The following is a 19,792-nucleotide window of genomic DNA, read 5'->3' on the forward strand; positions in this document are numbered from 1 at the left end:
GCACCACCGCGGGTGAAAAGCGACAGAGATTACCAACCAGATTTCAGATCGGAATCGCGCTCGGCGCGTGAAAAAGATGAGCAAGAAACTTCGCAAGATCCTTCGCCAGGCTGCCATAGCAATTCCGCTTCTTGCGCTCGGCTTTTATTTCATCCCGATCCTGACGACGATTTTCATCGTCCTTGGCCTGATCGATGTCCTTCGCAACGACAACAAGGAATGGCCGCTGTTCCGCGGCTATTTCCTCGGCAATGGCATCTTCACCTGGTTGCTTTCGCCCTTCAATCTGTTGGTCGATCTGCTGTGCTACAGAAACCCGGGCGTCTGGAAGCTGGAACAGTTTCCGCCGGACTATCAGCGCGAGGTCAACGAGGTTCTCGACATCTTCAAGGCGCGCAAGGATGAGATCATCGCCGACATCGACGCCAATTTTGGCACCGGCCGGCGCGGTATGTATGTCTACCAGTGGTACGGCAAGCACAGGATCGATAATGTTGCCGAATTCAACAAGGATTTCAAATACATCAAGACCATCGCCGTGTCGGTTTTCAGCGGCCGTGAATCGACTTCCTGGCATTTCGGGCCGCTCCGGCTCAGCCTGCGGATCCTCTACAATTTGGTCCCGGTGAAGGCGGAAGTTTTTGTCCAGTGTGGTAACGTCAAGAACTACTGGCACGACAATCCGCTGTTCATCTTCGACGACACGCTGCTGCATCGCTCGGTCAACGAGTATGACGGGCGCCGCTACTGCGTGTTCATGGACATCATCCGGCCGTCGCCGTTTCCCGGCCTGATCTCGGCGCTTCTCGTCGTCGTCTCGGTCAGTGTGGAACGCATCAACTCGATGTTCTACAAGAACTGGAAGATGATCGGCTCGACCAAACCGAAAAAGGTCGAAACCACCTGAGAAGGGTGATCGGCGGAACGCTTCCCGCCGCCAGCAGCGGGGATTGACCCGGCGAGCGGGCAGGGGCAGTAAACGGCGATGTTCAATTTGCTTCTCGTTGTCGTCGGCGGCGGCATTGGTGCCGGCATCCGCCACCTCACCAACATCGGCGCGCTGCGCCTCGTCGGTCCCAATTTTCCCTGGGGCACGATGGCGATCAACATCGTCGGCTCCTTCGCCATGGGCCTGTTCATTGCGATATTGATGCGGCGTGGTGGTTCGAATGAGCTCAGGCTGTTCGTGGCCACCGGCATTCTGGGCGGCTTCACCACTTTCTCCGCCTTTTCACTGGATTTCGCGACGCTGTGGGAGCGCGGCGCAACGCTGCCAGCGTTCGGCTACGCCCTTGCCAGCGTCATTGGCGCGATCATCGCCCTGTTTCTGGGTCTTTGGCTCGCAAGAGGCCTGCCTTAATGCTATTGCCCCCGCTTCCGAAGAGGTAAAGCGAGAAAAATGGCAGGCGTTGAACAGATCACAGTGGAGGCCGGCGAGGCGGGCATGCGGCTCGATCGCTGGTTCAAGACCCATTTCCCGGGTCTCGGCTTCGGCCATCTGCAAAAGCTCTTGCGCTCCGGCCAGATCCGTGTCGACGGCGGCCGGGTGAAGGCCGACACCCGTGTCGAACCGGGCCAGATGGTCCGCGTGCCGCCGCTCGAAGTCGACAAGAAGGGCGAGAGCCCGCTCACCGGCCACTCGATCCGCAACCAGGGCGATGCCGACGTGCTCGCCAAGATGCTGATCCATGAGGACCCGAAGGTCTTCGTCTTCAACAAGCCGGCGGGCCTGGCCGTGCAGGGCGGCTCCGGCGTCACCCGCAATGTCGACGACATGCTGGAAGCCTGGCGCAACCAGAAGGGCGAAAAGCCGCGCCTGGTGCACCGGCTCGACCGCGACACCTCGGGCGTGCTGGTCGTCGCCCGCACAAGGCTTGCGGCGATGAAGCTTTCCGAGGCGTTTCGGGCGCGTGAGACCAAGAAGACCTACTGGGCGCTGGTCAAGGGTGTGCCGCCGAAGCGCGAGGACAAGATCTCGACCTGGCTGATCAAGGAGCCGACATCGGACGGCGACCGGGTTCGCGTGGCCGCGCATGGTGAGAAGGGCGCCGACCACGCGGTCTCTTATTATCGCGTCATCGAGCAGGCGGCACAGACGATGACCTGGCTGGAGATGGAGCCCTATACCGGCCGCACCCACCAGCTTCGTGTTCATGCCGCCCATATCGGCTGCCCGATTATCGGCGACCCCAAATATTTCGAGGCCGATACCAACTGGGATTTTCCAGGCGGCATTCAAAACCGCTTGCACCTGCACGCGCGCCGCATCGTCATTCCGCACCCGGACAAGGGCGTCATCGATGTGACCGCGCCGATGCCGCCGCATATGCGCCAGAGCTGGAATTTGATTGGCTTCGACGACGCCAGCGCGGAGGATTGATCTTGAGCGGCGCAGCCCACACGCTCGACCGGCGTGACGCAGTCGACATGGCGGCGGCCGGCATCATGGTCGGGCTGACGCTGTCCTGGGGGCTGAACTACGTCGCCGCCAAGATCTCCTATGCCGGCTACGATCCCGTTTTCCTGTCGGTCGCGCGGTCGGTGATCGGCGGCCTGTGCGTCCTCGGCTGGTGCCGCTGGCGCGGCATTAAGCTGCTCACGCCCGACAAGACCCTTGTCGCCGGCATCGTGGTGGGCGTGCTCTTCGGCATCGAGTTTCTGTTTCTCTATGTCGGGCTAGAGCACACGACGGTCGCCCGCAACACGCTTCTGGTCAACACCATGCCGTTCTGGGTGCTGGTCGGGGGTCATTTCTTGCTGGACGAGCGCATAACCGCGCGCAAGCTCCTCGGCCTTCTCTTGGCTTTCGCCGGCCTGGTCGCCGTGTTCTCCGACAAGGTGAGCGCCGGCAACGGTGCGACGTTGACCGGCGACCTGCTCAGTCTTGGCGCCGGCATCCTCTGGGCTCTGACCAGCATTGTCATCAAGCGGTCGAAACTGGCCGAGACCAGCGCCGAGAAGTTGCTGCTTTACCAGTTGGCCGGCGTCATCCTGGTCGGCGTCCTGGTCCTGCCTTTCGCCGGCCCGCCGGTCCGCGACTTTGCTGCCTTGCCGACATTGGCCCTGCTTTTCCAGGCCGTCTATGTCGTCGCCTTTACCTATGTGCTGTGGTTCTGGCTGCTCAGGCGCTATCCGGCATCGGGCCTGTCGAGCTTCACCTTCCTGTCGCCGGTGTTCGGTGTGCTGTGCGGCGCCGTCATCTTGAACGAGCCGCTGACTGTCCGCATTTTCCTGGCGCTCAGCCTCATCGCCGCCGGTCTGATCATTGTCAACCGGCCCGCGCGCAAGCTGACGCCGGTTTAAGAGAGACCTTTATGCGCGATATCCTCAACGACCTCGAAGCGGGAAAGCAGCTTTCCGACCCGGATCCGGTGCGCCGCGCCCAGATCCAGATGAAGACGCATCTGCCGAAACGCTTCTACAAAGCCGTCTCGGTGGCCGTGGTCGAGGATGGTTTTGCCGTTCATCTCGATGGCAAGCCGGTCCGCACGCCGGGCAAGGCGCTGCTGGCGCTGCCGACCGAAAAAGCTGCCGCCCTGGTCGCCGACGAGTTTGCCGCGCAAGGCGAAACCATCAATCCGGTGACGATGCCTGTGCTGCGCCTGGTCAACACGGCCATCGACGGCGTCGCCAGCGACCCGCAGGCGGTGCTGGAGGACATTCTGCGCTTCGCCTCATCCGATCTCACCTGCTACCGTGCCGACGCGCCACAAGGGCTGGTCGACCGGCAGAACCAGCATTGGGATCCCGTCATCGACTGGGCGCGCGGCACGCTTGGCGCGCGCTTCAACCTTGCCGAGGGCATCATCCATGTCGAGCAGCCGCGCGAGAGCATCGCCGTGCTCGGTGTCCATCTTGCCCAGCGCACTGATCCGCTGCGGCTGGCAGCCATCCATGTCATGACCTCGCTGACGGGATCGGCACTGCTGGCCCTGGCCGTCGATTTCGGCGAACTCGATGGCGACGCGGCCTGGGTCGCTGGCCATGTCGACGAGGACTGGCAGGCCGAGCAATGGGGCCAGGATGCGGAGGCTGTCGCCCGTCACTCAGCCCGCAAGCGCGACATGATGGCCGCGGTCGGTCTTCTCGACGCGCTCAAAGGCTGACAGTCGTCTCCGGCTTCTTTTTGCCCTGCACATTAGACCAAAGTCATAATCCCAAGGTTGGTCTGCCTCTGGGCGATGCTTTCTGTCATTTTTTGCACCGGTGGCTGCACTGAGTCCGTGTTTGGAGGAGAACGCGGACAAGGACGTGCAGCATCAGCACAACGGAATCTCAAGGGAGGACACATCCATGGCAATGGCATCGACCGCCGGCAGCGCAAGCCGCGGCATGACGCGGGAAGAGAAGAAAGTCATCTTCGCTTCCTCGCTCGGCACCGTTTTCGAATGGTACGATTTCTATCTCTACGGCGCATTGGCGGCCGCGATCGGCGCCACATTCTTCGCCTCCTATCCAGAGTCGACGCGCAACATTTTCACGCTGCTGGTTTTCGCCGCCGGCTTCCTGGTGCGCCCGTTCGGCGCGCTGGTGTTCGGCCGCATCGGCGATCTCGTCGGCCGCAAATACACATTTCTCGTCACCATCACGATCATGGGCCTGTCGACCTTCCTGGTCGGCCTGCTTCCCGGTTCGGCGAGCTGGGGCATCGCGGCGCCCATTATCCTGGTTGGGCTGCGCATGCTGCAGGGCCTGGCGCTCGGTGGTGAGTATGGCGGTGCGGCGACCTATGTCGCCGAGCACGCTCCCGACGACCGCCGTGGCTTCTACACGTCGTGGATCCAGACGACGGCGACGCTCGGCCTGTTCCTGTCGCTGGTCGTCATCCTGATCGTGCAGAATTCGTTGAGCAAGGAAGATTTCGCGGCCTGGGGCTGGCGTATTCCATTCCTGCTCTCAGCCATCCTGCTCGGCATATCGGTCTGGATTCGACTGTCGCTTGCCGAATCGCCGGCCTTCAAGCGCATGAAAGAGGAAGGCAAGGGCTCCAAGGCGCCGCTGACGGAAGCCTTCGGCCAATGGAAGAATGCCAAGATCGCCCTTCTGGCGCTTTTCGGCCTGACCGCCGGCCAAGCCGTGGTCTGGTACAACGGCCAGTTCTACGCGCTGTTCTTCCTCACGAATGTGCTCAAGGTGGACGCGCAGTCGGTCAACATCATGGTTGCCATCGCGCTGGCGCTCGGCGCGATCTTCTTCGTCGTGTTCGGTTGGCTTTCCGACAAGATCGGCCGCAAACCGGTCATCATGGCCGGCCTTGCTTTGGCGATCGTCACCACCTTCCCGCTGTTCAAGGCGCTGACCTGGGCCGCCAATCCGGCGCTCGCCACCGCGCAGCAGAACACGCGCGCCACGGTGACTGCCGCGCCGGGGGACTGCAATTTCCAGTTCAACCCGACCGGAACACGCAAGCCTCTCACCTCGTGCGATATTGCAACCGACTTCCTTGCCAAGAGCTCCGTGCCTTATGACACTGTCACGACGGCGGCACCGGGGACGGCGGCCACTGTCAAGATCGGCACCGAAACAGTGACGTCCTACGATGCCGTGGCGGCCGCGGACAAGGCGGCTTCGAGCGACGCTGCTTTCAAGAAGGCGGTCAACCTCTCGCTTCAGGACGGTGGCTATCCGCTCAAGCGTGCCGCAGCCAAGGTCTCCGACCAGAAGCTCGACGCCTTTGTCGCGGCCAATCCCGAACTGAAGCTGGATGCGGCAGCCATCCGCGCCGGCGAAAAGGCCACTGTTCCGCTCGCCCAAGCGGTCAAGGACAAGCTGCTGACGGCCGATGAAGCCGCCGGCGCCACGGACGTGACCGTCTACAGTGTTCCGGCGGCCGGTGCGTTCGCGATGTTTGCCGACCCGGCAGGGGTCAACTGGGCAAAGGTCATCGGCATCCTGTTCATCCTGGTCCTCTACGTGACCATGGTCTACGGGCCGATCGCGGCGATCCTGGTCGAGATGTTCCCGACCCGCATCCGCTATACCGGCATGTCGCTGCCCTATCACATCGGCAATGGCTGGTTCGGCGGCCTGCTCCCGGCGATCGTGTTCGCGCTCAGCGCCTCCAGGGGCGATATCTATTACGGCCTCTGGTATCCGGTGGTGATCGCCGCGATGTCGCTGATCATCGGCATGATCTTCGTCAGGGATACGCTGGGAACAAACCTGCACGACAAGCAGTAGCCCACGGCTCCTGCATACAAAGAAAAAGCCCGGCGCGATCATTCGCGCCGGGCTTTTCAATTCATCAGAAGCAAAAGAATGGCTCAGCTTTTTCGAGCCTGGCCCGCCTCTTCCTCGATGGCTGCCTCGTGGTACCAGCCGCTGCCGAAATCCGTGCGATTACGCAAAGAGGCAAGCTCTGCCGCGAACTTAGCCTTTCCGCTTAAATTTGAGGCAGCAACTCGCGCTGCCATCGGGAACATCAGGATCTTGGCCGAGGGACGGGTCGGAGTGATTTCCATTGCCGGCCTCCTTTCTTCTGCCGAACGATATCGATTCAAGCTTTCCTCAACATAGGTATTGCAATCCATTTAAGCAATATGCCTACGAAAAGATCAGTATTTGCCCAAGATTTATGCAGATTTTGCTTTTGATTGATCTTGCCGCATTGCTTAGACGGCTTGGCGGGTTTGCCCGGGGTGTTGGGTCATTTTTGCCGCGCCTCTCAAGCCGAGAATGGCACACGATTTGCATTTTGATGAAACGGCAGGTCGGCTGCTGGGGGGGTCGGCGCGCGCCGGCGTCATCCAGAAGTTCGGTTTATCAAGCAACGAGAGGTCAGAATGACGAAGTACAAGCTCGAGTATATTTGGCTCGATGGATACACCCCGGTTCCCAACCTTCGGGGCAAGACCCAGATCAAGGAATTCGCCGAGTTCCCGACGCTGGAGCGGCTGCCGTTGTGGGGCTTCGACGGCTCTTCGACCATGCAGGCCGAGGGCCACAGCTCCGACTGCGTGCTGAAGCCGGTCGCCGTCTATCCGGATCCGGCGCGCACCAACGGCGTGCTCGTCATGTGCGAGGTGATGATGCCGGATGGTGTTACGCCGCATGCAACTAACAAGCGCGCCACCATCCTCGATGACGAGGGGGCCTGGTTCGGCTTCGAGCAGGAATACTTCTTCTACAAGGACGGCCGCCCGCTGGGCTTCCCCGAGAGCGGCTATCCCGCGCCGCAAGGCCCGTACTACACCGGCGTCGGCTACTCCAACGTCGGCTCCGTCGCCCGTCAGATCGTCGAGGAGCATCTCGACCAGTGCCTCGCGGCCGGCATCAACCACGAGGGCATCAACGCCGAAGTGGCCAAGGGCCAGTGGGAATTCCAGATTTTCGGCAAGGGCTCCAAGAAGGCCGCCGACCAGATGTGGATGGCCCGCTACCTGATGCAGCGCCTCACCGAGAAATACGGCATCGACATCGAATACCACTGCAAGCCGCTCGGCGACACCGACTGGAATGGCTCCGGCATGCACGCCAATTTCTCGACCGCCTATATGCGCGAAGTCGGCGGCAAGGACTATTTCGAGGCGCTGATGGCGGCCTTCGATAAGAACCTGATGGACCATATCGCCGTCTACGGCCCGGACAACGACAAGCGCTTGACCGGCAAGCATGAGACCGCGCCGTGGAACAGGTTCAGCTACGGCATCGCCGACCGCGGCGCCTCGATCCGCGTGCCGCATTCCTTCATCAACAATGGCTACAAGGGCTATCTCGAGGATCGTCGTCCGAACTCGCAAGGCGACCCCTACCAGATCGCTTCCCAGATCCTGAAGACGATCGCCAGCGTGGACACGGCGGAGAAGAAGGCCGCGGCCTGAGCATTCCTCACGGCGCGGACGGCCGCGTCCGCGCCGTGATGTGGTTCTGTCATGTCGGCGGTGCCGGTGGCCTGGCTCCTACGAAGTGACATGAAAAAACCCCGGCGTCTCCGCCGGGGTTTTTTGTTGCTGAACCGATCCCGGTCAGATCGAATAATACATGTCGTATTCGACCGGATGCGGGGTCATTTCGAAGCGCATCACCTCGGCCATCTTGAGCTCGATATAGCTGTCGATCTGGTCGTCGTCGAAGACGCCGCCGGCCTTCAGGAAGCCGCGATCCTTGTCGAGGCTCTGCAGAGCTTCACGCAGCGAGCCGCAGACGGTCGGGATCTTCTTCAATTCCTTCGGCGGCAGATCGTAGAGATCCTTGTCCATCGGCTGTCCCGGATGGATCTTGTTCTTGATGCCGTCGAGGCCGGCCATCAGCATGGCGGCGAAGGCGAGGTAGGGGTTCGCGCCCGGATCGGGGAAGCGGACCTCGACACGCTTGGCCTTCGGCGACGAGCCGAACGGAATGCGGCAGGAGGCCGAGCGGTTGCGCGCCGAATAGGCGAGCAGCACCGGCGCTTCATAGCCTGGCACCAGACGCTTGTACGAGTTGGTCAGCGGATTGGTGAAGGCGTTGATCGCCTTGGCATGCTTGATGATGCCGCCGATATAGAACAGGCAGCTCTCGGACAGGCCGGCATACTCGTTGCCAGCGAAGGTCGGCTTGCCGCCCTTCCAGATCGACTGATGGACATGCATGCCCGAACCATTGTCGCCGAAGATCGGCTTCGGCATGAAGGTGGCCGTCTTGCCATAGGCGTTGGCGACCTGATGGACGACATATTTGTAGATCAGCATCTTGTCGGCGTTGCGGACCAGCGTGTCGAACTTGATGCCGAGCTCGTGCTGGGCGGCCGCGACTTCATGGTGATGCTTTTCGACGCGCACGCCCATTTCGGCGAGCACGGTCAGCATTTCCGAGCGCATGTCCTGCGCGGAATCGATCGGCGGCACCGGGAAATAGCCGCCCTTGATGCGCGGGCGGTGGCCGAGATTGCCGGTCTCGTAGTCGGTGTCGTCATTGGACGGCAGTTCGGTGGAGTCGAGCTTGAAGCCCGTATTGTAGGGGTCGGCCTTGTACTTGACGTCGTCGAACACGAAGAACTCGGCTTCCGGGCCGACGAAGATCTGATCGCCGATGCCTTCCGCCTTCATATAGGCCTCGGCCTTCTTGGCGGTGCCGCGCGGGTCGCGATTGTAGGACTCGCCCGAGACCGGGTCGAGGATGTCGCACAGGATGACCATCGTCGACTGCGCGAAGAACGGGTCCATATGCACCGTATCGGCATCGGGCATCAGCACCATGTCGGACTCGTTGATCGCCTTCCAGCCGGCGATGGAGGAGCCGTCGAACATGACGCCATCGGCAAACATGTCTTCCTCGACCTCGACGACATCCATCGTCACGTGCTGCAGCTTGCCCTTCGGATCGGTGAAGCGCAGATCGACGAATTTCACGTCGTTGTCCTTGATCTGCTTCATGATGTCTTTGGCTGTCGTCATGTCGTTTCTTCCCTGTCTGATGACGTTTCGAGGAGACGATAATCTGAAATCAGAAACCTCAGACGGCGTCCATCCCTGTTTCGCCAGTGCGGATGCGCACCACCTCCTCGATGTTGGAGACGAAGATCTTTCCGTCGCCGATACGGCCGGTCTGGGCCGCCTTGCGGATGGCCTCGATCGCGCCTTCGACCGCGTCGTCGCCGAGCACGACCTCGATCTTCACCTTGGGCAGAAAATCGACGACATATTCGGCGCCGCGATAAAGTTCGGTATGGCCCTTCTGCCGGCCAAAGCCCTTGGCTTCCGTAACGGTGATGCCTTGCAGGCCGGCCTCCTGAAGCGCTTCCTTCACTTCGTCTAGTTTGAACGGCTTGATGATCGCTTCGATCTTTTTCATGTAAAAAGTGGCCTCCACTGCCAAAAAAGACGGGTTGTGAGCCCCGCTTGCGCCTCCTTCAAGCACGAACTGTGCCAATTGAGAGGGTTCGAAGCGGCATCACGCGATTTCAATGCCATGCCGCGCCGGGATGCAAATTCGCGTCATCCGCTGCATTGGATGCGTCATGGGCGCCCAGAACCTACACATTGCCAATCGCTCCGTCCGCACAATAATAGGGCAGGAAGCACATTTCGCAGGCACTCACGCACGGCACCATCTCTTGAACGATGCGTTGGCGGATCGTGTCGTCTCTTCGATGTTTGCTTCGAGCCGAAAACTGGACGATGCTTGCGCAAATGCGGGTCGGCAATCCATGAGCAATGAACTTTTGTCTCCGGCCGAGATGGCCGAGGCCGACCGGCTGACGATTGCGGCCGGACCGTTCGACGGCATCGGCCTGATGCGGCGCGCCGGCGAGGCGGTCGCAGCCGTGGTGCTGTCGCGCTATCCCCAGGCAAGGCGCGTCCATGTGCTGTGCGGCCCCGGCAACAATGGCGGTGATGGCTACGTCGTCGCCGGCATTCTGAGGGACAGCGCTGTCGACGTGCTGGTTTGGGCATCCGGCCCGCCCAGGGCCGGCAGCGATGCGGCGCTCGCGGTTTCGCAGTGCCCGGTCAAGTCCCGGCCGTTGGCTGGGTTTGTTGCCGAGACGGGCTCGATCGTGGTCGACGCGCTCTATGGGGCAGGGCTGTCCAAGCAGCTCGCCGGCGATGCCGCGAGCGCAGTCGACAGGGCGACGGAGCTGAACCTGCCCGTCGTCGCGGTCGATCTGCCATCGGGCGTTTGCGGCGCAAGTGGCGAAATCCTCGGCCGGGCATTCCGCGCCGAGGTCACGGTGACGTTCGCGCGAAAAAAACCGGGGCATTTGCTCCTGCCGGGGCGCGAGATGTGCGGCGAAATCGTGCTTGCCGACATCGGCATCGGTGACGAAACCATCGCGCAGCTCGAACCGCGGACCTTCGAGAACCTGCCTGCGCTTTGGCTCGGGCACGTCCCGGTTCCCGCCCTCGACGCGCACAAATACAAACGCGGCCATGTCGGCGTTTTTTCGGGCGCGCCTTCGGCAACGGGTGCCGCGAGACTGTCGGCGCTGGCCGCGGCCAGAAGCGGGGCAGGGGCGGTGACCGTGCTTTCGCCCGCGAATGCCATGCAGGTGAATGCCGCGCATCTGACTTCGATCATGCTGCGTAAGGCCGACACCGTCGCCGATATCCACGGCTTCGTGGGCGAGCGCCGGCCGTCTGCTTTCGTCCTCGGCCCCGGCTTTGGCGTTGGTGAAAAGGTCCGGGAATTTGCCCTTGCCGTGCTGGGCGCCGGACGGCAAGGTGCCGCCGGCGGGATCGACGGACTGGTGCTTGATGCCGACGGCATAACCGCGTTTCGCGACGCCCCGAACCTGCTGTTCGAAGCCGCTCGTCGGCCGAACGCCCCCGCCCTGGTGCTGACACCGCATGAGGGCGAATTCGCCAGGCTGTTTCCGGACATCGCCGGGGACAAGACGCTGTCCAAGCTGGCCAGGGCGCGCGCCGCTGCCGAGCGCGCCAACGCCGTCATTGTCTACAAGGGCGCCGACACGGTGATGGCTGCACCCGACGGCAGGGCGGCGATCAACGGCAACGGCGCGCCGTGGCTCGCCACTGCCGGCTCCGGCGACGTGCTGGCAGGAATCATCGCAGGACTGCTGGCGCAGGGCATGCCGGCTTTCGAAGCCGCCTGCGCGGCGGTCTGGATCCACGCCGAGGCCGGCAGCCGTTTCGGACCTGGGCTGATCGCCGAGGACCTGCCGCTGGCCCTTGTTCCTGTGCTGCGCGAGCTTGTCGGCCGCCGCAACGGGGTCGCGCGATGAGCCTCCGGTTTGCTCTGTTCGCGGCAATTTTTTCCCTCTTCGTAACGCACGCCGCTCATGCCGAAGGGCCGATATTGCTTGTCGACGATCCGGCAATTCTCGCCGCGCTCGACGCCAAGGGTTTCGGCTTCGCCGGTATTTTCGGCGTTGACGGCAAGGGCGACCTGAAGACGCTCCATGACAAGGCGCCGGCCTATCGCCAGATCGTCGAAACCGTTGCAAGCGACGTTGCCACGCTGCGGGCCGAAATGAAGGCAGGCGGGCGGCCGCTCTACGAGGTCACCGACGGCAATGTCGGCCGCATCATGGACATGCGCTGGCTGAAGACCGACGCCGCGCGCTTCCGGCTGGTCGGGGTCGCCAACCGGCTCGACCGTCGCGATTTTGTCGAGATGAAGGGTGACAGGAGTTGCGGCGAGGTGCGCTTCATCTATCGCCTTGCCTATAGCTTCAGGAAGAACGGCAAGGCTCTGGCCTCGCGCCTGCCGTTCAATTTCAATGCCGTCTACAGTGCAGCGACCGATGCCGATGGCGGCTGCGTCGGCGTTGCCGGATGCTGGACGCCGCAGCTCGACGAGAGCGTCGATGCCGGCTGGCTAATCGGCGGGCCGCTCGAAAGAGCCGGACTCACCTTCAAGCAGCTCGAGCTCAACGCCCAGGTGGTGCGCTTTCCCTCCGGCCAGGAAACCGAATTCGGCGGGCAGGCAGCCTATCTCATGCGGATTTTCGCCATTGACGGCGCTGCGGTCAACGAGAAGCCGCTGGAAAATACGCCCGATACGGCGCGGCTCGCGGAAGACGTCGCCCTGAAGACAAGACTTGCCGATTATATCGGCGCCAACGTCGCCGCGGTCGATCTCGGCGTCTACGAAATCCCCGATGAGTTCCTGGCGAAAAAGGTCGTCTCATGGTCGACCTTCGGCAGCAAGGCAGGCCAATCATCCATTCACGCCGCTGTTCCAGCCCGCGGATTTTGCCGGGCTCGATTATTCGGCCTTGAAGCTGGTGCGCACGCCTGAAGCGCTGGTCGAGCGGCTGGACAATGGCGCCTGCCAGGGTTGCCATCAGGCGGGTTCGACCGCCGGGTTCCATTTCATCGGCCTCGACGACAAGACGACCTCGCCGCTGAACCGCATCGAGGTCGGCATCTCGCCGCATCTCCACGCCGAGCTGCCGCGGCGCGATGCCTGGCTACGCGCGACGGTTGAAGGCAAGGAGCCGAATCGGTTCCGCCCGCTGTCCTTCGCGCCGCCCGCCATATGGAAGGATGCCGGCGAGGTCGATTATGCGCCGGCAGAAATGGCGATGCCGTGCCTCATGCCGGAGGACGCGAAGCGCTTCGGCCCGACCTGGCAATGCGGCGGCGGCACCGTTTGCACGCCGCTCGCCACGGCGTCGGGTGTGCGCACGACGCTGGCGCAATGCCTGTTGCCCAAGGACAGCGAAAGGATGTTCTCAGGCCATACATGCCTGACCGGCTCGATCGCCAGCAATCCGGCGCAGCCCTTCAACGACCGCTACCGCATATCTGGCCAGTTCGCCGCCTTCGCGCCCGGCATTTCGCGCACCGCCTACACCTGCCGGCCGCCGAAGATCGGCGTGCCTGCCGGCATCGCCTATCGCGGCTGCGACGACAAGGACCGCGTTTTCGCCGCCTTCAAGACCGGCAAGCCGATGCCGAACGAGATCTGCGGGCTGGTCGGCGGAAAAAGTTCGACACCTGCGTGGCCACCAACAATTTCGACAAGTGCCTTGGCGGCGCGGTCAATCGCGGCAACCGGCCGGCCTGCTCGGCCGATCATTTCTGCCGCGAGGACTATATGTGCCAGTCGCTGCCGCCGGACACGCCGGGCGCCGCCAAGGTCAGAGGTATCGGCTTCTGCTCGCCGACCTATCATCTTCCAGATGCGCATCGACAATCATGCGACGCCTTGGGCGAGCGCCACCCGTGCGACCATGGACGCCGGGTTTGGCGCGGCCGAAGACGAGTGAGCCTTCTGGTTCAGCCGTCTTGCGAGTGACGGGTTTCCGTCGAAAGATGCTCCAGGGCTTTCAGCACCTGGTCCTTGCTGACACCGATTGTGCCTTCGATCTGGCTCGGTGTTGAAATCGGTGGCTCGACAAACCGGACGCCAGCGTTGACCGGGCCACCGTCATAAGCGCGATTGGCCCTGAAGATCAGGACACACGGAACATTCAGTGCGGCGGCGGCGTGGGACGGGCCGCCGTCGACACCGAGAAACAGCGTCGAAGCCACGATCTGGCACATGGCGTCGGTGATCAATGGGGTCGAGGTGAAATCGACAACTTCCGGGACGGCGGCGCGGATTGCGGCGGCGGCGGATCGCTCGCGCGCGGCGCCGATGACCCGTACGGCCCAGCCGCGCCTGGAATAGTCCCTGGCGATCGATATGAAGCGTTCGATTGGCCATCTTCGCTGGTCGTCGAGACCGGACGTGTAAAGTGCAAGAGCCGGCTTGGTTGAATCGATACCGGCTCGTCGGCGCCAGTCATCGACTTGTTCGGGCGGAATGAGAAGCTGAGGTGCGGGCCATCCCTCGGCCGGAACTGGTTCCGCCGCAAGCGTGGCGATGTCACAAACCTCTTCATAGAAGCGCCGGTGCCGTGTGCCCAGGCTCAGCAACTGGCGCAGCCAGTCGGCCGGAAAGCGGTTGACCAGGCCGAACTGCAATTCTCTGGGATAGCCGATGCGTTCCGGTATGCCGGCCAGCCATGGCGCCAGCGCCGCCTTGGTGGCGCCGCTCAGAAGATAGGCCGTCCGGTAGTTCTGTCCGCGCAGCTCGCGGGCCAGGCGGTAGCGCTCCGCAAGGCCAAAGCTTCGTGACTTCTTGTCGAGCGCCCAGCCTCTCCTGACATGCGGCATGAGGCTTGCCAGAGGCAAGGCCGCGGACGATGTGATGACGTCGATCGGACGGTCGGGAAATCTCCGGGCGATGATCCGGATGGCCGAATGGCAGCGTACGAAATCTCCGATCGCCGGGAAGGTGACTACGAGGATGGGGTCCAATACGCGACGCCTTTTCAATCTGGAACAGCCGCTACCCATAGCTGGCACGCCCGTGATTTGTCACGGAAGCGCTTCGCCATCAAGGATGCGGGCGTAGAGTTCCAGATAGGCTTTGGCGGCTTTCTGGATCGGAAATCGGTCGGCGGCAGAATCACGGCATCGTTGTGCGGACAGGTCCCCGATCTCGCCAAGGCCGCGCGCGAACTCCTCATCTTTTTCGAAGAAACGGCCGGTGTCGGCGTCCACGGTTTCGGGCAGCGCGCCGCGCTGCGTAGTCAACACGGGCGTCCCGCACAACATGGACTCGACCGGCGCGTTGCCGAATGGCTCTTCCCAGGCGATCGGATTGAGGAAAGCTCTCGATTCGCCCAACAGCCGCACCTTTTCTTCGCCATCGACCATGCCGTGGTAGCGGTAACGGGGAGACAAGCTCTTGAAAAAGACGCCTTCGCGGCGGGTCTTGCTGCGGCCGAGCAACTTCCAGCGGGAACCGCCGGCAATGTCGAGCTTGAAATCGAACTTCTTCGCGAGATCCACCGCCCGGTTCAGGCCCTTCCCGGCACGCGCGATGGCCGCCATGAAAAAGAGATGGTCGTTCTTCGACGGCGACAGCCGATAGGCGTCCACCGGAAAGCCGTTATAGACGAAGGTCTTGCGGCCGTGCAGCTCGGCATGGCGGGCGCTGATGAAGCTCCAATTCGGCTGCGGCCGCGGATAGTCCGGCAGATGGCCGCGCTCCGTGTTGAGCGTCGGGAGGGGGACTTCGACCTTCCACGCATGCAAATGGACGATGTCGGTGTCCTGAGGGACTGCCGCACGGCATTCGTCGTTGGTCACCGCATGCCGGACCTCGCACATAGGATGCGAAGACCCTGGGGCAGCGATTAAGGTCACACGATGTCCCAGTTTGACCAGTTCAGTCGTCAGCCATTCGACCTGACGCTGGATTCCGCCGTAGCCCTTGCATGGAATGAGGCCCTGGGCTGCAAGCGTTATCCGCATCTCTTCTCCATTCTTCGATTAGCCCGCATGGCTTGCTCATCGGCCGATGGGCGTAGTTTCTCAAAGCGGAATGTTGTCGTGCTTCTTCCAGGGGTTCTGCATGTCCTTGTTGCGCAGCATCCTGAGCGCGCGCGCAATGCGGCGGCGGGTCGAATGCGGCATGATCACCTCGTCGACATAGCCGCGCTCTGCGGCGACGAAGGGTGACAGAAAGCGATCCTCGTAAGCCTTTGTGTGTGCTGCGATCTTTTCCGCGTCGCCGATATCCTTGCGGTAGATGATCTCTACCGCCCCCCTGGCGCCCATTACCGCGATCTGCGCCGTCGGCCAGGCATAGTTCATGTCGCCGCGCAGATGCTTCGACGCCATCACATCATAGGCGCCGCCATAGGCCTTTCTGGTGATGACGGTGATCTTCGGCACGGTCGCCTCGGCATAGGCGAACAAGAGCTTGGCGCCGTGCTTGATCAGCCCGCCATATTCCTGCGCGGTGCCGGGCAGGAATCCCGGAACGTCGACGAAGGTGACGATCGGTATGGAAAAGCAGTCGCAGAAGCGCACGAATCGCGCCGCCTTGCGGCTGGCATCCGAATCGAGCACGCCGGCCAGCACCATCGGCTGGTTGGCGACGAAACCGACCGTGCGGCCCTCGACGCGGCCGAAACCGGTGACGATGTTCTTGGCGAAACTCTGCTGGATCTCGAAGAAGTCGCCCTCGTCGGCAATCTTGAGGATCAATTCCTTGATATCGTAGGGCTTGTTGGCGTTGTCGGGGATCAGCCGGTCGAGCGACAGATCGTGATCGGTGACCGACTGGTAGCATTCGATCTCGGGAATCTCGGCCGTGTTGGAGGCGGGCAGCAGGTCGACCAGCCGGCGCATCTGCAACAGCGCCTCGACGTCGTTGTCATAGGCGCCATCGGCGATCGAGGACTTCGTCGTGTGGACGGAGGCGCCGCCGAGGCTCTCGGCGGTCACCGTTTCGTTGGTGACGGTCTTCACCACATCCGGCCCGGTGACGAACATGTAGGAGGTGTCGCGCACCATGAAGATGAAGTCGGTCATGGCAGGCGAATAGACGTCACCGCCGGCGCAGGGGCCCATGATCACCGAGATCTGCGGGATGACGCCCGAGGCCAGCACATTGCGCTGAAAAATCTCGGCATAGCCGCCGAGCGCCGCCACGCCTTCCTGGATGCGGGCGCCACCGGCGTCGTAAAGGCCGATGATCGGCGCGCGGTTGCGCAACGCCATCTCCTGCACCTTGACCACCTTTTCGGCGTGCGCTTCCGACAGCGAGCCGCCGAATACGGTAAAATCCTTGGCGAAGAGATAGACCGGGCGGCCGTTGACGGTGCCCCAGCCGGTGACGACGCCGTCGCCGGCGATCTTGGTTTTTTCCATGCCGAAGTCGGTCGAGCGGTGCTCGACATACATGTCGAACTCCTCGAACGAGCCCTCGTCGAGAAAGACGTCGATGCGCTCACGGGCGGTCAGCTTGCCCTTCTTGTGCTGGGCGTCGATACGGGCCTGGCCACCGCCCATGCGCGCCATGTCGCGGCGGCGCTCGAGTTCCTTCAGCACGTCCTTCATCGGTCGATCCTCAAAACGGAGAGCTGCGTTTCGTGGTAATCATGCCGGCAGGGGAGCGCAAGCGCCGCTTTCGTCACGGCTTTTGTTGCGCAATATTGGCCGCGCTTTTGCCTCCGGTCTCGATACGCCGGCGGGTATCCCATAGCCGGCTCTCCCGCGGCGAAACTTCTTGGCAGGCATTCGCCTGATATGGCAGACTGAACTTATGAAGAACAACATTGAAATATCAGAGGATTTGAGCCGCCGGATCGACATCTTGGCCTCGCGCTCAACCCTGACTCGCGATCAGATCATTGAGGACGCCCTGTCCCATGGCCGTTCCCTGGCGTGGCAGGAAAGGTGGATCGCCGGTGTTCAGGCGGGAATCGAGGCCGCCGACCGTGAGGACTTCGCAAACGAAGAAGAGATTGCGGCGGTTCTCAACAAATTCAGTCAGGCATAAAGGTCTGTGCGAATTGTCTGGACCCGCCACTACCTGATCGAGCTTGCATCAATCGGCGACTATATCGGCCAGCATAACCCGGGGGGCCGCCGCCCGAATCGTCAAGGACATTCATTCAAAGACTGCCCGGCTGTTGTCCGCCAATCCGTTCATCGGACGCATCGGTGAAATCGAAGGCACTCGTGAACTGGTGATTTCCGGCACACCCTTCATCGTCGCGTATCGGGTGAAGGACACTCAAATTGAAGTTCTGTTCGTCCAGCATGGGGCGAGAGAGTGGCCGGACGACGTTTGAGCAAGGCAGCTCGTCCTGATTGTTTTTGTTGCGCTGCAACATGACGCCCCTTGCATTCCGGGGCGAACTCAGCCATATGCAGCCACATAGGCGCTTGGGCCGGGATAGTCCGGCCTTCTCGATGAATGAGACTGGTTGCGTCTGTTTTCCCTCTTTCCGGCAATCGGCAAGGTGGCGAAAAAGCCCCGTGGCATGATGCCTGCGGGCACGACAGCGCAGCCGAGTGGACGATACCGTCCGCCCGCCTTGTCGTTTCATATCATTTTTTTCGACGGCAGGTTGCGCCCTGCCGCCATCGATGTTTGCGGCCGGGAGCCGCGTGAAAGAAGACTATTTTGACCAACGAAAACACTTTAACCGGTACCAACACTGGGGAACTCACCGGTTTCGCAGCACTTGGAATTACCGGCGCGCTGCTCAAGGCGACTCATGGCGCCGGCTTCACCGATCCGAAGCCGATCCAGACCCAGGCGATCCCCCCGCAGCTGGAAGGCCGTGACATTTTCGGCATCGCTCAGACCGGCTCCGGCAAGACCGCGGCCTTCGCGCTGCCGATCCTGTCGAAGATCATCGCGCTCGGCACCAAGCGCCGGCCGAAGACGGCCCGCGCACTGATTCTGGCGCCGACGCGCGAACTCGCCGTGCAGATCGAAGACATGATCAAGCTGCTCGCCAAGGGCGCGCATGTCTCGACCGCGCTCGTGCTTGGTGGCGTCTCGCGCTTCAGCCAGGTGAAAAAGGTTGCGCCCGGCGTCGACATTTTGATCGCCACGCCCGGCCGCTTGACCGATCTGGTGCGTGAGGGCGACCTCGTGCTTGCCGACACCAAATGGCTGGTGCTCGATGAAGGCGACCGTATGCTCGACATGGGTTTCATCAACGACGTCAAGCGTATCGCCAGGGCTACCGCGCCGGACCGCCAAACGGTGCTGTTCTCGGCAACCATGCCGGCTGAAATCGCCGAGCTGGCTAAAGGCCTGTTGAAGAACCCTATCCGCGTCGAAGTCGCACCCCACAGCACCGCGGCGGCCGAGATCGTGCAAGGCGTCGTCCTTGCCCGCACCAAGCAGAAGCGCCAGGTGCTGGCCAAGATGCTCGCCGACGAGGCAATGAAGTCCGTCATCATTTTTTCGCGCACCAAGCATGGCGCCGACAGGGTGACCAAGGACCTCGAGCGCGACGGTTTCAAGGCTGCCGTCATCCACGGCAACAAGTCGCAGAACGCCCGCCAGAAGGCGCTGAACGATTTCCGCGAGGGCTCGGTGCGCATCCTTGTCGCGACCGACATCGCGGCGCGCGGCATCGACGTGCCGGGCATCAGCCATGTGGTGAATTTCGACCTGCCGGACGAGGCGGAGAGCTATGTCCACCGCATCGGCCGCACCGGCCGTAACGGTATGGATGGCATTGCGATTACGCTTTGCGATCCTTCCGAAAACAGCAAGCTGCGCCAGGTCGAGCGCATCATCCGCACCAAGCTGCCGATCGTCGCCGACCATCTCGGCAGCCCGGATCCGCAGCGCAATCCGGCCGAAAAGAACGAGCGTTTCGAGCCGGCCAATGACCGCAACGACCACAATGGCCGTCGCGACGGCAGGCGGCCTGGAGGCCAGAACAACGGCTTCGGCAAGAAGCGCTTCGGCGACAAGCCGGCTTTTGCCGGTGAGCGCAAGCCGGAAGGCGCCAAGCCCTTCAAGGGCAACAACAAGCGCCGCTTCGGTGGCAAGCGGCCCGCGGCGCGGGCTGCGTAAGTAGACTGAGTTGCAGTTGGCC

At 62.3% G+C, this 19,792-nt stretch carries 19 protein-coding genes; 13 read left to right on the top strand and 6 right to left on the bottom strand.

Annotated features, from left to right (window positions below; genetic code table 11):
* Positions 1-76 precede the first annotated feature (76 nt).
* The 6 genes from MESS4_RS17355 to MESS4_RS17380 all read left to right on the top strand — a co-directional run bounded on the left by MESS4_RS17355 (position 77) and on the right by MESS4_RS17380 (position 6,180).
* On the top strand, positions 77-907 hold the full coding sequence (locus MESS4_RS17355; protein WP_006333413.1) for an aspartyl/asparaginyl beta-hydroxylase domain-containing protein: 831 nt from the start codon (positions 77-79) through the stop codon (positions 905-907).
* 78 nt (positions 908-985) lie between these two features.
* Positions 986-1,360, top strand: a complete 375-nt coding sequence (gene crcB, locus MESS4_RS17360; RefSeq protein WP_006333414.1) for a fluoride efflux transporter CrcB — start codon at positions 986-988, stop codon at positions 1,358-1,360.
* Positions 1,361-1,399: 39 nt separating this feature from the next.
* Positions 1,400-2,380, top strand: a complete 981-nt coding sequence (locus tag MESS4_RS17365; RefSeq protein WP_006333415.1) for an RluA family pseudouridine synthase — start codon at positions 1,400-1,402, stop codon at positions 2,378-2,380.
* Positions 2,381-2,427: 47 nt separating this feature from the next.
* Complete coding sequence (locus tag MESS4_RS17370; RefSeq protein ID WP_051070893.1) at positions 2,428-3,303, top strand: DMT family transporter; 876 nt, start codon at positions 2,428-2,430, stop codon at positions 3,301-3,303.
* 11 nt (positions 3,304-3,314) lie between these two features.
* Positions 3,315-4,106, top strand: coding sequence for an ATP12 family chaperone protein (locus MESS4_RS17375; RefSeq protein WP_006333423.1), 792 nt, complete (start codon positions 3,315-3,317; stop codon positions 4,104-4,106).
* 187 nt (positions 4,107-4,293) lie between these two features.
* Positions 4,294-6,180 carry an MFS transporter gene (locus MESS4_RS17380; protein ID WP_006333424.1) on the top strand — a complete coding sequence of 629 codons (1,887 nt, stop codon included), beginning with the start codon at positions 4,294-4,296 and terminating at the stop codon, positions 6,178-6,180.
* An 83-nt stretch (positions 6,181-6,263) separates the two neighbouring features.
* Here the strand turns inward: MESS4_RS17380 and MESS4_RS17385 are convergent, their stop codons facing one another.
* A complete protein-coding gene (locus MESS4_RS17385) occupies positions 6,264-6,461 on the bottom strand; it encodes a DUF2735 domain-containing protein (protein WP_006333426.1) in 198 nt (65 codons plus the stop codon).
* Positions 6,462-6,782: 321 nt separating this feature from the next.
* Between MESS4_RS17385 and MESS4_RS17390 the strand changes: the two genes are divergently transcribed.
* Entirely contained in the window at positions 6,783-7,820 is a 1,038-nt protein-coding gene (locus MESS4_RS17390) for a glutamine synthetase beta-grasp domain-containing protein (RefSeq protein ID WP_006333427.1), read from the top strand.
* Between the two features lie 144 nt (positions 7,821-7,964).
* Here MESS4_RS17390 and glnA read toward each other — a convergent pair whose 3' ends face one another.
* Both glnA and MESS4_RS17400 read right to left on the bottom strand, forming a co-directional pair.
* Positions 7,965-9,374: a type I glutamate--ammonia ligase gene (glnA, locus tag MESS4_RS17395; protein WP_006333428.1), complete on the bottom strand. Its 1,410-nt coding sequence runs from the start codon at positions 9,372-9,374 to the stop codon at positions 7,965-7,967.
* 58 nt (positions 9,375-9,432) lie between these two features.
* On the bottom strand, positions 9,433-9,771 hold the full coding sequence (locus MESS4_RS17400) for a P-II family nitrogen regulator (protein WP_006205430.1): 339 nt from the start codon (positions 9,769-9,771) through the stop codon (positions 9,433-9,435).
* 355 nt (positions 9,772-10,126) lie between these two features.
* On the opposite strand from MESS4_RS17400, the gene MESS4_RS17405 reads away from it, so the two are divergent.
* The 3 genes from MESS4_RS17405 to MESS4_RS34590 are packed head-to-tail and all read left to right on the top strand — an operon-like array spanning position 10,127 to position 13,651.
* Positions 10,127-11,659: a bifunctional ADP-dependent NAD(P)H-hydrate dehydratase/NAD(P)H-hydrate epimerase gene (locus MESS4_RS17405; protein ID WP_006333429.1), complete on the top strand. Its 1,533-nt coding sequence runs from the start codon at positions 10,127-10,129 to the stop codon at positions 11,657-11,659.
* Entirely contained in the window at positions 11,656-12,678 is a 1,023-nt protein-coding gene (locus MESS4_RS34585) for a hypothetical protein (protein ID WP_006333431.1), read from the top strand. Before MESS4_RS17405 ends, MESS4_RS34585 begins: the two co-directional genes overlap by 4 nt.
* Positions 12,656-13,651, top strand: coding sequence for a hypothetical protein (locus MESS4_RS34590; protein WP_244441152.1), 996 nt, complete (start codon positions 12,656-12,658; stop codon positions 13,649-13,651). Before MESS4_RS34585 ends, MESS4_RS34590 begins: the two co-directional genes overlap by 23 nt.
* 10 nt (positions 13,652-13,661) lie before the next feature.
* Here MESS4_RS34590 and waaF read toward each other — a convergent pair whose 3' ends face one another.
* From waaF to MESS4_RS17425, 3 genes are read right to left on the bottom strand one after another with little or no spacing between them, the layout of a single operon-like run.
* Positions 13,662-14,687 carry a lipopolysaccharide heptosyltransferase II gene (gene waaF / locus MESS4_RS17415; RefSeq protein WP_006333435.1) on the bottom strand — a complete coding sequence of 342 codons (1,026 nt, stop codon included), beginning with the start codon at positions 14,685-14,687 and terminating at the stop codon, positions 13,662-13,664.
* Between the two features lie 60 nt (positions 14,688-14,747).
* Entirely contained in the window at positions 14,748-15,689 is a 942-nt protein-coding gene (locus tag MESS4_RS17420) for a glycosyltransferase (RefSeq protein ID WP_006333437.1), read from the bottom strand.
* A gap of 60 nt (positions 15,690-15,749) precedes the next feature.
* Entirely contained in the window at positions 15,750-17,282 is a 1,533-nt protein-coding gene (locus MESS4_RS17425; protein WP_006333439.1) for an acyl-CoA carboxylase subunit beta, read from the bottom strand.
* 205 nt (positions 17,283-17,487) lie between these two features.
* Here MESS4_RS17425 and MESS4_RS17430 point away from each other — a divergent pair, with 205 nt between their 5' ends.
* From MESS4_RS17430 to MESS4_RS17440, 3 genes are all read left to right on the top strand, one after another.
* A complete protein-coding gene (locus tag MESS4_RS17430; protein ID WP_006333442.1) occupies positions 17,488-17,724 on the top strand; it encodes a hypothetical protein in 237 nt (78 codons plus the stop codon).
* A 133-nt stretch (positions 17,725-17,857) separates the two neighbouring features.
* Entirely contained in the window at positions 17,858-18,019 is a 162-nt protein-coding gene (locus MESS4_RS34595; protein ID WP_244441153.1) for a type II toxin-antitoxin system RelE/ParE family toxin, read from the top strand.
* 335 nt (positions 18,020-18,354) lie between these two features.
* The gene (locus tag MESS4_RS17440; RefSeq protein WP_006333444.1) at positions 18,355-19,770 is read left to right on the top strand and encodes a DEAD/DEAH box helicase; all 1,416 of its coding nucleotides are present in this window, start codon (positions 18,355-18,357) and stop codon (positions 19,768-19,770) included.
* Positions 19,771-19,792: the final 22 nt, after the last annotated feature.

It is taken from the genome of Mesorhizobium sp. STM 4661 (genome assembly GCF_000359125.1).
GTDB lineage: Bacteria > Pseudomonadota > Alphaproteobacteria > Rhizobiales > Rhizobiaceae > Mesorhizobium.